15 protein-coding genes are annotated in these 14553 nt (G+C 60.2%); 14 read left to right on the top strand and 1 reads right to left on the bottom strand.

Annotation, left to right across the window (positions count from 1 at the left end; translation table 11 throughout):
* The first annotated feature begins 58 nt into the window (after positions 1–58).
* A complete protein-coding gene (gene prpF, locus M5C01_RS02185) occupies positions 59–1249 on the top strand; it encodes a 2-methylaconitate cis-trans isomerase PrpF (RefSeq protein WP_152737156.1) in 1191 nt (396 codons plus the stop codon).
* 28 nt (positions 1250–1277) lie between these two features.
* On the top strand, positions 1278–2762 hold the full coding sequence (gene prpD / locus M5C01_RS02180; protein ID WP_152737155.1) for a 2-methylcitrate dehydratase: 1485 nt from the start codon (positions 1278–1280) through the stop codon (positions 2760–2762).
* 5 nt (positions 2763–2767) lie between these two features.
* Here prpD and M5C01_RS02175 read toward each other — a convergent pair whose 3' ends face one another.
* Positions 2768–3586 (bottom strand): pyruvate, water dikinase regulatory protein, encoded by an 819-nt coding sequence (locus M5C01_RS02175; protein WP_103499188.1) that lies wholly within the window; start codon positions 3584–3586, stop codon positions 2768–2770.
* A 175-nt stretch (positions 3587–3761) separates the two neighbouring features.
* Between M5C01_RS02175 and ppsA the strand changes: the two genes are divergently transcribed.
* The 12 genes from ppsA (at position 3762) to M5C01_RS02115 (ending at position 14520) form a co-directional block, all read left to right on the top strand.
* Positions 3762–6137 (top strand): phosphoenolpyruvate synthase, encoded by a 2376-nt coding sequence (gene ppsA, locus M5C01_RS02170; RefSeq protein WP_103499189.1) that lies wholly within the window; start codon positions 3762–3764, stop codon positions 6135–6137.
* Between the two features lie 284 nt (positions 6138–6421).
* Complete coding sequence (locus M5C01_RS02165; RefSeq protein WP_152737154.1) at positions 6422–7411, top strand: alpha/beta fold hydrolase; 990 nt, start codon at positions 6422–6424, stop codon at positions 7409–7411.
* A gap of 153 nt (positions 7412–7564) precedes the next feature.
* Positions 7565–8056 carry a ribonuclease E activity regulator RraA gene (rraA, locus tag M5C01_RS02160; RefSeq protein WP_103499191.1) on the top strand — a complete coding sequence of 164 codons (492 nt, stop codon included), beginning with the start codon at positions 7565–7567 and terminating at the stop codon, positions 8054–8056.
* 26 nt (positions 8057–8082) lie between these two features.
* Entirely contained in the window at positions 8083–9078 is a 996-nt protein-coding gene (locus M5C01_RS02155; protein ID WP_152737153.1) for a zinc transporter ZntB, read from the top strand.
* 64 nt (positions 9079–9142) lie between these two features.
* Positions 9143–9388 carry a CrfX protein gene (locus tag M5C01_RS02150; protein WP_103499192.1) on the top strand — a complete coding sequence of 82 codons (246 nt, stop codon included), beginning with the start codon at positions 9143–9145 and terminating at the stop codon, positions 9386–9388.
* A 2-nt stretch (positions 9389–9390) separates the two neighbouring features.
* On the top strand, positions 9391–10215 hold the full coding sequence (locus M5C01_RS02145) for a mechanosensitive ion channel domain-containing protein (RefSeq protein WP_100940800.1): 825 nt from the start codon (positions 9391–9393) through the stop codon (positions 10213–10215).
* A 90-nt stretch (positions 10216–10305) separates the two neighbouring features.
* A complete protein-coding gene (gene sigX / locus M5C01_RS02140) occupies positions 10306–10896 on the top strand; it encodes an RNA polymerase sigma factor SigX (protein WP_100940799.1) in 591 nt (196 codons plus the stop codon).
* A gap of 107 nt (positions 10897–11003) precedes the next feature.
* On the top strand, positions 11004–11990 hold the full coding sequence (locus tag M5C01_RS02135; RefSeq protein ID WP_152737152.1) for an OmpA family protein: 987 nt from the start codon (positions 11004–11006) through the stop codon (positions 11988–11990).
* A gap of 122 nt (positions 11991–12112) precedes the next feature.
* Positions 12113–12922, top strand: coding sequence for a helix-turn-helix domain-containing protein (locus M5C01_RS02130; RefSeq protein ID WP_152737151.1), 810 nt, complete (start codon positions 12113–12115; stop codon positions 12920–12922).
* A 44-nt stretch (positions 12923–12966) separates the two neighbouring features.
* On the top strand, positions 12967–13422 hold the full coding sequence (locus M5C01_RS02125; protein ID WP_152737150.1) for a SycD/LcrH family type III secretion system chaperone: 456 nt from the start codon (positions 12967–12969) through the stop codon (positions 13420–13422).
* On the top strand, positions 13419–13727 hold the full coding sequence (locus M5C01_RS02120; RefSeq protein ID WP_152737149.1) for an acyl carrier protein: 309 nt from the start codon (positions 13419–13421) through the stop codon (positions 13725–13727). The genes M5C01_RS02125 and M5C01_RS02120 overlap by 4 nt, the downstream gene beginning before the upstream one ends.
* Positions 13728–13920: 193 nt before the next feature.
* On the top strand, positions 13921–14520 hold the full coding sequence (locus M5C01_RS02115; RefSeq protein WP_103499197.1) for a winged helix-turn-helix domain-containing protein: 600 nt from the start codon (positions 13921–13923) through the stop codon (positions 14518–14520).
* Positions 14521–14553: the final 33 nt, after the last annotated feature.

Below are 14553 nucleotides of genomic sequence, written 5' to 3'. Positions count from 1 at the left end.
CTACAGATGTGTGTTTTGCCGCGAAACAGCGTCGCGTCCAGACTCAGCAGGAGATTTCATGGCCCACGTAGCGCAAATCAAGATCCCCGCCACCTATATGCGCGGCGGCACCAGCAAGGGGGTGTTCTTCAACCTCAGCGACCTGCCCGAAGCGGCGCAATTGCCCGGTGCGGTGCGGGATGCGTTGTTGTTGCGGGTGATCGGCAGCCCCGACCCCTATGAGAAGCAGATCGACGGCATGGGCGGGGCGACCTCCAGCACCAGCAAGACGGTGATCCTGTCCAAGAGCATCAAGGCCGAGCACGACGTCGACTACCTGTTTGGTCAGGTCTCCATCGACAAGCCGTTTATCGACTGGAGCGGCAACTGCGGCAACCTGTCGGCGGCGGTCGGTTCGTTCGCCATCAGCGCCGGTCTGGTGGATGCCGGGCGGATCCCGCGCAATGGCGTGGCGGTGGTGCGGATCTGGCAGGTGAATATCGGCAAGACCATCATCGCCCATGTGCCGATCACCGAGGGCCAGGTGCAGGAAACCGGTGACTTCGAGCTCGACGGCGTGACCTTTCCGGCCGCCGAAGTGCAGCTTGAATTCATGGACCCGGCGGCCGAGGAGGAGGGCGCCGGCGGTTCGATGTTCCCCACCGGCAATCTGGTGGACGACCTGGAAGTACCGGGTGTCGGTACCTTCAAGGCGACCATGATCAATGCCGGGATTCCGACGATCTTCGTCAATGCGGCGGATATCGGCTACACCGGTACTGAGTTGCAGGGCGATATCAACAGCGATCCCAAGGCCCTGGCGATGTTCGAGACGATCCGGGCCTACGGTGCCGTGCGCATGGGCCTGATCCGGCATATCGATGAGGCGGCGACCCGTCAGCACACGCCGAAGGTGGCGTTTGTCGCGGCACCCGCGAGCTATACCGCGTCGAGTGGCAAGCCGGTGGCGGTGGCCGATCTGGACCTGTTGGTGCGAGCCTTGTCCATGGGCAAGCTGCACCATGCGATGATGGGCACGGCGGCGGTGGCCATCGGTACCGCGGCGGCAATTCCCGGCACCCTGGTGAACCTGGCGGCGGGCGGTGGCGAGCGCAGTGCGGTGCGTTTCGGTCATCCGTCGGGTGCCTTGCGGGTTGGGGCGCAGGCTTCCCAGGTCAACGGTGAATGGACCGTGGTCAAGGCCATCATGAGCCGCAGTGCGCGGGTCCTGATGGAAGGCTGGGTACGTGTGCCGGGTGATGCTTTTTGAGCTGAACCACCCTCGGAGTGAAGCAAAGATGAGCGCCAACGTTGATCTGAACAACCGTCCCGATTACGACCAGGTCCTGCAGGATATCGCCGACTATGTGCTCGACTATCAGGTCGAGTCCGCGGAGGCGCTGGATACCGCGCGCAACTGCCTGATGGATACCCTCGGCTGCGGTCTGTTGGCCCTGCGCTTTCCCGAGTGCACCAAGCACCTCGGGCCGCTGGTCGAGGGCACCATCGTGCCGTTCGGCTCGCGTGTGCCGGGGACGAGCTTTCGCCTCGATCCGGTCAAGGCGGCCTGGGATATTGGCTGTATCGTCCGTTGGCTCGACTACAACGACACCTGGCTGGCGGCCGAGTGGGGTCATCCTTCGGACAACCTCGGCGGGATTCTCGCGGTGGCCGATCATCTGTCGCAGAAGCGTGTGGCCAATGGTGAGGCACCGCTGAGCATGCGGGTGGTGCTGGAGGCGATGATCATGGCCCACGAGATCCAGGGCGTGATTGCCCTGGAAAACTCTTTCAATCGGGTCGGTCTTGATCATGTGCTGCTGGTGAAAGTCGCCTCCACCGCGCTCACCGCCAAACTGATGGGGGCCAGCCGTGAACAACTGCTGGCGGCGCTGTCCCATGCCTTTGTCGATGGCCAGGCGCTGCGCACCTATCGTCACGCGCCGAATGCCGGTTCGCGTAAATCCTGGGCGGCGGGCGATGCCACCAGTCGTGGCGTACGCCTGGCGGATATCGCCCTGCGCGGGGAAATGGGCATTCCCGGGGTGTTGAGCGCGCCACAATGGGGCTTCTACGATGTGCTGTTCAGCCATACCAGCAAGGACCTGGCGCTCAAGCCCGAAGACAAGCGCACCTTCAGCCTTTCCCAGCCGTATGGCAGCTATGTCATGGAAAATGTGCTTTTCAAGATCAGTTTTCCCGCCGAGTTCCATGCCCAGACGGCCTGTGAGGCGGCGGTGACGCTGCACCCGCAGGTCAGGAGCCGCCTGGGGGAGATCGACCGGATCGTGATCACCACCCATGAATCGGCGATCCGCATTATTTCCAAGGTCGGCAAGCTGGCCAATGCCGCCGACCGCGACCACTGTCTGCAGTACATGACGGCGGTGCCGCTGGCCTTCGGCAATCTGGTAGCCGAGCACTACGAGGACGATTTCCACGCGGCCCATCCGATCATCGATGTGTTGCGCGAGAAGATGGTGATCGTTGAAGACCCGCGCTACACCCGTGAATACCTGGAGGCCGACAAGCGTTCGATCGCCAATGGGGTGCAGGTGTTTTTCAAGGATGGGACCAGTACCGCGCAGGTGGTGGTGGAATACCCGATCGGCCATCGTCGGCGCCGGGCCGAGGGTATTGCGTTGCTGGAAGACAAGTTCAAGGCCAATCTGGCGACGCGCTTTACCGCCCAGCGCAGTGCCGAAATCCTCGCCCTGTGCAAGGATCCGGCGCGCCTGGAGACGACGCCGGTGCATCGGTTTGTCGATCTGTTCGTGATCTAGGTGCTTTACTTGAAGCGCCGCTCCACACCTTTCTCCACAAGAATCTTCGCCGAAATCTCTTCCACCGAGAAATGCGTGGAGTTGATATGGGCGATGTTCTCGCGGCGAAACAGGTTTTCCACCTCGCGCACTTCGAATTCGCACTGGGCATAGCTGGAATAACGACTGTTGGGCTTGCGCTCGTTGCGGATCGCGGTGAGACGGTCCGGGTCGATGGTCAGGCCGAACAGCTTGTGCTGGTGGGCGCGCAGGGCGGCCGGCAGTTGCAGGCGTTCCATATCGTCCTCGGTCAGCGGGTAGTTGGCCGCGCGGATGCCGAATTGCATCGCCATGTACAAACAGGTCGGGGTCTTGCCGCAACGCGACACACCCACCAGGATCAGGTCGGCCTTGTCGTAATAGTGGGTGCGGGCACCGTCGTCGTTGTCCAGGGCGAAGTTCACCGCCTCGATGCGCTCCATGTAGTTGGAGTTGCCGCCGATGGAGTGGGACTTGCCCACCGAGTAGGACGAGTGTTCGCTCAGTTCCTGTTCCAGCGGGGCGAGGAAGGTAGAAAAAATGTCGATCATGAAACCATTGGACGTGGCGAGAATCTCACGAATGTCCTGGTTGACGATGGTATCGAAGATGATCGGGCGAAATCCGTCCTTTTCGGCGGCGATATTGATCTGTTGCACCATGGCCCGGGCTTTGTCGACGTTGTCGATGTAAGGACGGGTGAATTTGGCGAAGGTAATGTTTTCGAACTGCGCCAGCAGGCTTTGACCCAGGGTTTCGGCGGTGATACCGGTGCCATCGGAGATAAAGAAAGCAGATCGTTTCATTTGCGCCTTGGGCCTTAAGCTGGTGACGATTCTTGGATATGATAGGCGGGATTTGTCCGCCAGGAATGACGGGCATTCTCACTTATTTTCCAGGTCCAGGCCACATGGCGGATAACCTGCCCATTAGAGCAGTCCGCTCCTGAGCTTTTCCAACACAGTTAGTGGAGAGATCACCTTGGTAGAGTACGTAGTTTCCCTCGATAAGCTCGGCGTCCATGATGTAGAGCACGTAGGGGGCAAGAACGCATCCCTGGGCGAGATGATCAGTAACCTCGCGGGTGCCGGTGTATCGGTCCCCGGCGGCTTTGCCACTACGGCTCAGGCGTATCGTGATTTTCTCGAACTCAGTGGCCTGAACGACCAGATCCATGCGGCGCTGGATGCACTGGACGTCGATGACGTCAACGCCCTGGCCCGCACCGGTGCACAGATCCGCCAGTGGATCATGGAAGCCGAGTTCCCCGAGAAGCTCAACGCCGAGATCCGCACCGCCTTCGCCACCCTGTCGGCGGGCAACCCGGACATGGCCGTGGCCGTGCGTTCCTCGGCCACCGCCGAAGACCTGCCGGACGCCTCCTTCGCCGGCCAGCAGGAAACCTTCCTGAATATCCGCGGCGTGGAAAACGTCATCCGCGCGGCCAAGGAAGTCTTTGCCTCGCTGTTCAACGACCGCGCCATTTCCTACCGCGTGCACCAGGGCTTCGACCACAAGCTGGTGGCCCTGTCCGCCGGCGTGCAGCGCATGGTGCGTTCGGAAACCGGCACCGCCGGGGTGATGTTCACCCTCGACACCGAGTCGGGCTTCCGTGACGTGGTGTTCATCACCGGCGCCTACGGCCTGGGTGAAACCGTCGTACAAGGCGCGGTCAACCCGGATGAGTTCTACGTGCACAAGGGCACCCTCGAAGCCGGTCGTCCCGCCATCCTGCGCCGCAACCTGGGCAGCAAGGCGATCAAGATGATCTACGGCGACGAAGCCAAGGCCGGTCGTTCGGTCAAGACCGTCGATGTCGACAAGGCCGAGCGCGCGCGTTTCTGCCTCAGCGACGCCGAAGTCAGCGAGTTGGCCAAGCAGGCGATGATCATCGAGAAGCACTACAAGTGTCCGATGGACATCGAATGGGCCAAGGACGGTGACGACGGCAAGCTGTACATCGTCCAGGCGCGTCCGGAAACCGTGAAGAGCCGCACCCAGGCCAACGTCATGGAGCGCTACCTGCTCAAGGAAACCGGCACCGTGCTGGTGGAAGGCCGTGCCATCGGCCAGCGCATCGGCGCCGGCAAGGTGCGGATCATCAAGGACGTGTCCGAGATGGACAAGGTCCAGCCAGGCGACGTGCTGGTTTCCGACATGACCGACCCGGACTGGGAGCCGGTGATGAAGCGCGCCAGCGCCATTGTCACCAACCGTGGCGGGCGAACCTGTCACGCGGCGATCATCGCCCGTGAGCTGGGGATTCCGGCAGTGGTCGGTTGCGGTAACGCCACCCAACTGCTGAAAGACGGTCAGGGCGTGACCGTTTCCTGTGCCGAAGGCGACACCGGTTATATCTTCGAAGGCGAACTGGGCTTCGATATCAAGAAAAACTCCGTCGATGCCATGCCGGAACTGCCGTTCAAGATCATGATGAACGTCGGCAACCCGGACCGCGCCTTCGACTTCGCGCAGTTGCCGAACGCCGGCGTGGGCCTGGCCCGCCTGGAATTCATCATCAACCGCATGATCGGCGTGCACCCCAAGGCGCTGCTGAACTACGCCGGGCTGCCACCGGAAATCAAGGACAGTGTCGATAAACGCATCGCCGGTTACGACGATCCGGTCGGCTTCTATGTCGAGAAGCTGGTGGAAGGTATCAGCACCCTGGCGGCGGCGTTCTGGCCGAAGAAGGTCATCGTGCGCCTGTCGGACTTCAAGTCCAACGAATACGCCAACCTGATCGGCGGCAAGCTCTACGAGCCGGAAGAAGAAAACCCGATGCTGGGCTTCCGTGGGGCCTCGCGTTATATCAGCGAGTCGTTCCGTGACTGCTTCGAGCTCGAATGCCGCGCCCTCAAGCGCGTGCGCAACGAGATGGGCCTGACCAACGTCGAAATCATGGTGCCGTTCGTCCGTACCCTCGGCGAAGCCAGCCAGGTGGTCGACCTGCTCGCCGCCAACGGCTTGGCCCGTGGCGAGAACGGCCTGCGGGTGATCATGATGTGCGAGTTGCCGTCCAACGCCATTCTCGCTGATGAATTCCTTGAGTACTTCGATGGTTTCTCCATCGGTTCCAACGACCTGACCCAGCTGACCCTGGGCCTGGATCGTGATTCAGGGATCATCGCGCACCTGTTCGACGAGCGTAACCCGGCGGTGAAGAAGCTGTTGTCCAACGCCATCCAGGCTTGCAACAAGGCCGGCAAGTACATCGGCATCTGCGGCCAGGGGCCTTCCGATCACCCGGACCTGGCGCTCTGGTTGATGGAGCAGGGCATTGAAAGCGTGTCGTTGAACCCGGACTCCGTGCTGGAGACCTGGTTCTTCCTGGCTGAAGGGCAAGCCCAGGCCTGACCCCTGTGGGAGCTGGCTTGCCGGCGATGCGTCCTTGAGGGCGCCAAAAGCTTCGCTGGCAAGCCAGGCTCCTACAGGTTTTGTGTTATGCGCAAAATCTGCGTACGACGCTGTCCTGTAGGAGCAGGGCTTGCCCGCGAAGGCGTCCTTGAGAACGCTGAAAGCTTCGCTGGCAAGCCATGTTCCTACAGACTTATGTCGTAAGTAGAACCGGTCTTCGATGTTGTAAAATCTTATTTTCAGGGCGAGTCCACTTGGGCCGCCCTTTTTTGTGCAAGAGCCTTATGCAAAGCAGCAGCAATCTTTTTCCGGTCGCTTTGATCAGCGCCGAGCGTCGTGGCGATCTCTGTGAAGACGTCTATCGTTTGAAACCGGCCAACAGCCCCGACGCCACCGTCGAACTGGCGGTCACCCGCCTGGGCCTCGCCGACGAGCCCGAGGCCCGTGGCGTGCCGGTCATCCTGCTGCATGGCAGCTTTTCCAATCGGCGCTTCTGGTATTCCGCCAAGGGCATCGGCCTGGGCGCCTACCTGGCGCGTGCAGGGTTCGACGTATGGATCCCGGAAATGCGCGGTCACGGACTATCGGCGCGCAACCACAGTTATCGACGCAATCGCGTGGCCGATTACGCCCGTTATGACCTGCCGGCCATTGCCGCGTTCGTCCGTGAACAAAGCGGGCAGATTCCCCACTGGATCGGCCATTCCCTGGGCGGCATCACCCTGGCGGCTGCCTTGGGCGGTCAATACCTGGGCGCCCCTGCCGTCGCTTCAGCGGCATTGTTCGGCTGCCAGGTCAGTCGCACCTACTGGCCGTTGAAGATTCCGCCAGTGGAGTGGGGCGGTCGCCTGCTGCTGCGGCGCTTCGCCCACTTGTCCGGTTCGCGCCTCAAGCGCGGCCCTGAGGACGAGCCCATCGGCCTGGCCCTCGAAAGCCTGCGCTGGTACGGCTTGTTCGGGCGCTTCCGGGACGCCGAGCGGGATTGGTGGGGTGGCCTGGCCGAAGTGGACGTGCCGGTGCTGGCCGTCACCGCGGTGGGCGATCACCAGGATCCGGCCTGGGCCTGCCGCAAGCTGTTCGAGCAGATCGGATCGGCGCACAAGCACTTTCTCTGCCTGGGCCGCGAGCAGGGTTTCAGCTCGGATTTCGGTCATGTCGAGATGCTGGTGAGCAAGCCGGCACAGGCTGAAGTCTGGCCAAGGGTGGCCGATTGGTTGCGCGACCAGCAGGTTTTCCTACAGGCTGAGTCAGCCGTTGTTCAGGAAACGCCCTGACAAGGGCATTTCGCTCACGGATGGTAAAGGCTAAGATATGACGCATTGAGCGGTTTGGGTCATTGTCTAAACATTCGACCGGGGCAAGCGTTTCATCTTGTAGCGCGACCTGCGTAGTCTGGCATTCTCGATTCCACCTACAGGAGTTTACCCATGGACCATTACGTCACCCCCGATCTGTGCGACGCCTATCCGGAGTTGGTACAGGTGCTTGAGCCGATGTTCAGCAACTTCGGTGGCCGCGATTCCTTCGGTGGTGAGATCGTCACCATCAAGTGCTTCGAGGATAACTCCCTGGTCAAGGACCAGGTCGAGCTCGATGGTCGGGGCAAGGTGCTGGTGGTCGATGGCGGCGGTTCCCTGCGCCGTGCCCTGCTCGGCGACATGCTGGCCGAGAAGGCGGCGAAGAACGGCTGGGAAGGGCTGGTGATCTACGGCTGCATCCGTGACGTCGACGTGATCGCCCAGACCGACCTGGGGGTGCAGGCCCTGGCCAGCCATCCGATGAAAACCGACAAGCGTGGCATCGGCGACCTCAATGTCCCGGTCACTTTTGCCGGCGTGACCTTTCGCCCGGGCGAGTACATCTACGCGGACAATAACGGTGTGATCATCGCGCCGAGCCCGCTGAAGATGCCTGAGTAAATTTTTTGCAACAAAATGGGGTAAGGATGTTCGAGGAAGAAAACGCGCAGTGGGGGCTGGTTCATGCCCTGGTTCTGGATGGTAAGGGCGGTGCGCGCTCGATTGCTCGGACAGAGCTCGATGGCTTGCAGTTGCAGCCGGAGGAAAGCCTCTGGCTGCACTGGGATCGCAGCCATCCGCAGACCCACACCTGGTTGCGCACCTCCAGCGGCCTGAGCGAGTTCAACTGCGACCTGCTGCTGGAAGAGAATACCCGGCCACGCCTGTTGCCATTGCCCGATAGCGAGTTGCTGCTGTTTTTGCGCGGGGTCAACCTCAATCCCGGTGCCGAGCCTGAAGACATGGTCTCGGTGCGGGTCTTTGCCGCCCATCAGCGGGTGATTTCCCTGCGTTTGCGGCCGTTGCGCGCCACCGATGAGTTGCTGGTGCAACTGGAGCAGGGCAAGGGGCCGAAAAACGCCGCCGAACTGATCCTTTACATCGCGCAATACCTCACCCTGAAGGTGCAGGATCTGGTCAGCGATCTCTCGGAAGTGGTCGATGACGAAGAAGAAAAGATAGATGCCGACGAACGGTATAGCCCTGAACATGGCGCCATCGTGCAGATACGTCGTCGAGCGGCCGGGCTGAAACGTTTCCTCGCGCCGCAGCGGGATATTTTCGGCCAGTTGAGCCGGATCAAGCTGCCCTGGTTCGCCGACGAAGAAGCCGGTTACTGGAACGAATTGAACAACAGCCTGACCCGTTACCTGGAAGAGCTCGAATTGACCCGCGAGCGCGTGGGGCTTGTACTTGAGGCCGAGGACCGACGCCTGAACGTGCGCATGAACAAGACCATGTACCGTTTCGGGATCATCACCGGGATCTTCCTGCCGATGAGCTTCCTGACCGGTCTGTTGGGAATCAATGTCGGCGGTATTCCGTGGTCCGGAGACCCCTATGGTTTTGTCATCGCATGTCTGCTGATCGTCGCCGTTGCCGTCGGACAATGGTGGCTTTTCCGACGTTTGCGCTGGGTTTGAAACATGTTTCATGTGACCTGCAAAAAAGTGATCGCGTCTTTCACAGATATACCGAGAGGTGCGTATGCACGATCCGTTCGAACAATCTCTGCGTGACATGCTCAAGGCCTCGCCGTCCACCCGTGACGACGACGCTTGCCTGGGGCGTGTCCTGAAAACCGCCAACCGGCAGGTCGGCGCCGGTGATCTCTTCAGTCTGATGGGCCGTTGGCTGCAGGCGCTGATGATTGCCCTGAACAACGGATCGGCCCATGTTTTGCCGGTCTCTCGTCGTACCCCTATTGCTCGCTCCACGGATAAGGCTGACTGAATATGGAACTTGATCTCTGGACCCAGAGCCTCGTCACGGCAATGACTGCCTTGTGGACCAAAGTCGCGAATTTCATCCCCAACCTGTTCGGGGCGCTGGTGGTGGTGTTGCTGGGCTTTGTCGTGGCCAAGCTGCTCGACACCCTGCTGTCCAAGCTGTTGGCCAAATTGGGCCTGGATCGCCTGATGGGCGGCACCGGATTGACCAAGCTGCTGGGGCGTGCCGGCCTCCAGGTGCCGATCTCGACACTGATCGGCAAGATCGTTTATTGGTTCATTTTGCTGATTTTCCTGGTCTCGGCGGCCGAATCCCTTGGACTTGAACGAGTTTCAGCTACGCTCGACATGCTGGCCCTGTATTTGCCGAAGGTATTCGGCGCGGCCCTGGTGCTGCTGGTGGGGGTTTTGCTGGCACAGCTGGTCAGCGGGCTGGTGCGTGGCGCGGCCGAAGGGGTTGGCCTGGATTACGCGTCGGGCCTGGGGCGGGTTGCCCAGGGCCTGGTGATTATCATCAGTATTTCGGTGGCGATCAGTCAGTTGGAGGTCAAGACCGACCTGCTGAACCATGTGATCGTGATCGTGCTCATTACCGTTGGCCTGGCCGTTGCGCTGGCCATGGGCTTGGGTAGTCGGGAGATCGCCGGGCAGATCCTGGCGGGAATTTATGTGCGTGAGTTGTATCAGGTTGGGCAACAAGTGCGAGTGGGTGAGGTCGAAGGACAGATTGAAGAGATTGGCACGGTCAAGACCACATTGCTGACCGATGAGGGTGAGCTAGTCTCTCTCTCCAATCGGATCTTGCTGGAGCAGCATGTGAGCAGCCGCTAACCCGGCAAACCCTGCTACTCTATGCCGCCGCAAAAATGCCCGCAGCCATGGCTGCGGCGGACATTGACCTGACTGTCGGCCCGACTCGTTTTGAATAAAGCTCAATCGCTCTCCATGCGCTACGACCCCCGCGAACTCACCGATGAGGAGTTGGTGGCGCGTGCGCATTCGGAGCTGTTTCATGTGACCCGCGCCTATGAAGAGTTGATGCGGCGCTATCAACGTACCTTGTTCAGCGTTTGTTCAAGATATTTAGGGAACGAACGCGATGCGGACGATGTCTGTCAGGAAGTGATGTTGAAGGTGTTGTATGGCCTTAAGAACTTTGAGGGTAAATCCAAGTTCAAGACATGGCTATATAGCATCACGTACAACGAATGTATTACGCAGTATCGCAAAGAGCGCCGAAAGCGGCGCTTGATGGATGCGTTGAGTCTTGACCCCCTCGAGGAAGCGTCTGAAGAGAAGACGCCGAAACCTGAGGAAAAGGGCGGACTGGATCGATGGTTAGTGCATGTGAACCCGATTGACCGGGAAATTCTGGTGCTACGATTTGTCGCAGAGCTGGAGTTTCAGGAGATTGCAGACATCATGCACATGGGCTTGAGCGCCACGAAAATGCGCTATAAACGGGCCCTCGACAAATTGCGTGAGAAATTTGCGGGTATCGCTGAAACTTAGTTCAGCGCAAATGTCTCTTACGTGTAGGCAAGTTCTGCTACACTTGCCGCCGAGTTGTCCCCCGGTTTGTGGGACTGCTATACAATCACCAGATGGGGATTTAACGGATGAAACTGAAAAACACCTTGGGCTTGGCCATTGGCTCTCTCATTGCCGCTACTTCGTTCGGCGCACTGGCACAAGGCCAAGGCGCGGTCGAAGGTGAAGCGTTCTGGGGCAAGACCTGGAACCACAGCGTCGACGATTACCAGAATGGTCGCACTCCTGGCGTCTCGATCGGCTACTTCCTGACCGACGACGTTTCCGTGAACCTGACCTACCGTAAGGACGACTACACCCGTTCGAGCGGCGCCACTGGCAACCAAGAGATCAATGGCGATCACTTCGGTCTGAAGTCCCAGTACCACTTCGGTCAAGTCGGCGACATGTTCCGTCCTTATGTTGAAGGCGGCGTGTCCCACGGTAGCATGACCAACGTAGCCGCTGACGGCCACACCAGCCGTGACGGTTCGACCTACCTGACCACCGGTGCCGGTGTGAAGGCCTACATCACTGACAACCTGTACGCTCGTGTTGGCGGTGAAGCTGACTACAAGCTGGACAACGGTCGTTGGGACTACCAGGCTCTGATCGGCCTGGGCGTGAACTTCGGCGGCAGCGGCGGCAAAGTAGCTCCGGCTCCTGCTCCAGCTCCAGTAGAAGCGGCTCCAGCTCCAGTAGCTGAATCCGCTCCAGCTCCAGAAGTTGTCAAGGTTCAGCTGGACGTCAAGTTCGACTTCAACAAGGCCATTGTCAAGCCTAACAGCAAGGGCGACGTGAAGAACCTGGCTGACTTCATGAAGCAGTACCCACGTACTACTACTACTGTTGCTGGTCACACTGACAACGTCGGTCCTGACGCTTACAACCAGAAGCTGTCCCAGCGTCGTGCTGATGCTGTGAAACAGGTCCTGGTCCAGGACGGCGTAGCTCCTAACCGCATCCAGTCGGTAGGCTACGGTAAAACCCGCCCAGTGGCTGACAACGCCACTGAAGCCGGTCGCGCGATCAACCGTCGCGTAGAAGCTGAAGTAGAAGCCCAACAAGGTCAGTAATGACTTTGCGGTAAGAAAAAGCCCGGCTTAGGCCGGGCTTTTTTTCGCCTGCAATTTGAGCCCGGCACGGGCACCGACCTGTGCTCGTGTGCTTTCGGACAACGCTTCATCAGATTTTCATCATGATTGGCGGGCGCCACCCGGCCATCATCGCACCGCTCAATAAGAACGAGACGGGGCGCAGTGTGCAGAGTGATCAACTATCCGCGACCAGGTGTCCGGGCTTTTTATATGGTGAACAGGTCGTACAGGTACAGGCGGGGGAGGCCGGCGTGTGCCTGGCCCATGACGAGGCGAGCGTGTCCTGGTGCCTGCCGCCGGGCTGGCAGGGCTTGCTGGTGGCGCGGGGCATGTTGCGGGTCATCGGCGGTGACCTGCTCAGCGAGCGCCCCGTGGAGGCGAGCCTGGTCAAGCTGCAGGTGTTTATCGACCAGGGCATGGGTTTCGAACGGGCGCGATCGGCCGCGACGCCCTGGGCGGCCTTGCCCTTGTCAGCCGGGGTATCGGCCAGCAGGACCTTGTTGGAATCCTGGTATATCGACTGCGCCTTGCGCGCCGATCCCGCCCATCAAGGCTTTGCCGAAGTCCTGCGGCAAAGCCCGAACTACTGGCTGGTGCGTTTTCTCCTGGAGCAGGGCACGGCCAATGAAAAACTGATTGGCCTGGCCAAGCGTTATGGCGTGTCGGTCTCGCATTTTCGAAGGTTGTGCCATCAGGCGCTGGGCTGTGCGGCCAAGCCCGAGTTGCGTGACTGGCGCACGGCCAAGGCCCTGCTGAGCATGATCGGCGGCGAGTGTTCGTTGACCGATGTGGCGCTGGAGTTCGGTTATGCCTCTTCGTCGCACTTTTCCAAGGAGGTCCGTGAACTGCTCGGCGTGGCGCCCAGCCGCCTCTGCGATATCCAGGCGTCCATGGGTTTGATGATCTCGTGACAGTCAAGACGTCAGCAACTGGCGTGTTCCTCGGGGGTGTGGCGATGTGTAGCCCGAAAGAGGCGCTCAAGGAGATGAGCGAAACCGGTAATGAACAGGTGCAGGGCCTTTATGCCCATGCCTGCCAGTTCCAGGAGCAAGGACGCCTGGAGGAAGCGGAAAAACTCTTCCGTTTCCTGTGTATCTACGATTTTTACAACAGCCATTACTGGATGGGGCTGGCGGCGGTCTATCAGGTCTCCGGGCACTACCGCAAGGCCATCGAGCTGTATGCGGTGGCGTTTGCCCAGGACCGTGGCGACTACCGGCCGATGTTCTATACCGGCGAGTGTCAACTGGCGCTTGGCGCGCAGGCCAAGGCTCGGGATTGTTTCGACTATGTGCTCAGGCAGGCGGTTGATGGCGAGCTGCCACGGCGCTCGCGGGCCTATCTCGAGGATTTGCAGGCGGACTCCATGCCGTCATGTTCCGGCGCGGTTTGCGGGAAAGCGAGTCTATGAGTTACCTGGTTCCGGGAGAGTGTGACTACTTTATCGAGCAACAGGTGATGGTGTTGCTGGCCGAGCATTTTTCACTGCCACGCAGAAAGATCCGTTTCGAGTCGAGACTGCTCGAAGACCTGGGCAGTGGCGACGTCGACTTTGCCGAGCTGGTTGAGCGGCTCAATGCGGCGTTCCGTATCAGGCTGTCAATCGACGAGGTCGGGCGCTGGCGGACTGTGGCTGATCTGTGTCGCCTTGTAGGAAATGCCCGGGGAGAGGCGGGGAGCTACCAGAGTTCCTGCATTAGGGCGCAGTTTGTATGAAGGAATCAGCCTTGAGCCTGTAGGTTTTGTCGGTGCTGTCATCTTGTTGAATATTCCTTTTCTATGCGGGAAATGTCCTACCGACATGGCTCGATGTGAATTCCTATAGTCGTGACGTTCCTCGTGAATAGACCCTTTTCCCGGGTTTATTTTTGAATGGTCGTACATCTCTATAGAGGATTGCGTCGAGGTTATGGACAGCGCCACTGGAAAGACTCCGCGACAAACCTTCGTCTTTGGCCAATGGATATTGCAAAGCGATGGAAACCTGGTGAGGTGCGGCCGGGGAATTCATCTGCCGCCCAAGGAGTTGCAGGTGCTGCGCCTGTTGCTGGGTTCGGCTGGACGACTGGTGACCAAGGACCGCTTGCTCGACAGCGTCTGGCCGGGCATGGACGCGGCCGAGGAGTCGCTGACGCGCTGTATCTATGTGCTGCGCAAGTTGCTCGAGGAGAGCAAGGGCTATATCGCCACCGTCTACGGCAAGGGCTATCGCTTTACCGGTCCGGTGGTGCCGTTGCTGCCGGTGTTGGGGGACCCTCTGAGCGTCTTGCCGACCGAGCGGGTGGCCACTTGTTGCGAGCCCTGGAGTGCGCTGCAACTGGCCGATACCTGGCTGGCCCTGTCGATGCTGGGGCTGTGTGATCGCGGCGCGGGGGTCGAGCAGGCCCGGGCGGCGGTCGCCCGGGTCCTGGAGCTGGAAGCCGGCAATCACCAGGCGCTGGCCCGCCTGGCCCTGGTCACCAGCCTGCAAGGTTGCGCCGAGGCAACCGCATTGCCGCCTTGCGGATAAGTCGGGCTCGTGGTGCGCCTATGGTTTTTGCCG

This window comes from Pseudomonas sp. MWU12-2319 (assembly GCF_023242525.1).
Taxonomy (GTDB): Bacteria; Pseudomonadota; Gammaproteobacteria; order Pseudomonadales; family Pseudomonadaceae; genus Aquipseudomonas; species Aquipseudomonas gingeri_D.
The sequence above is the reverse complement of the archived record's forward strand: the minus strand, read 5'-3'. Positions and strand labels throughout refer to the sequence as shown.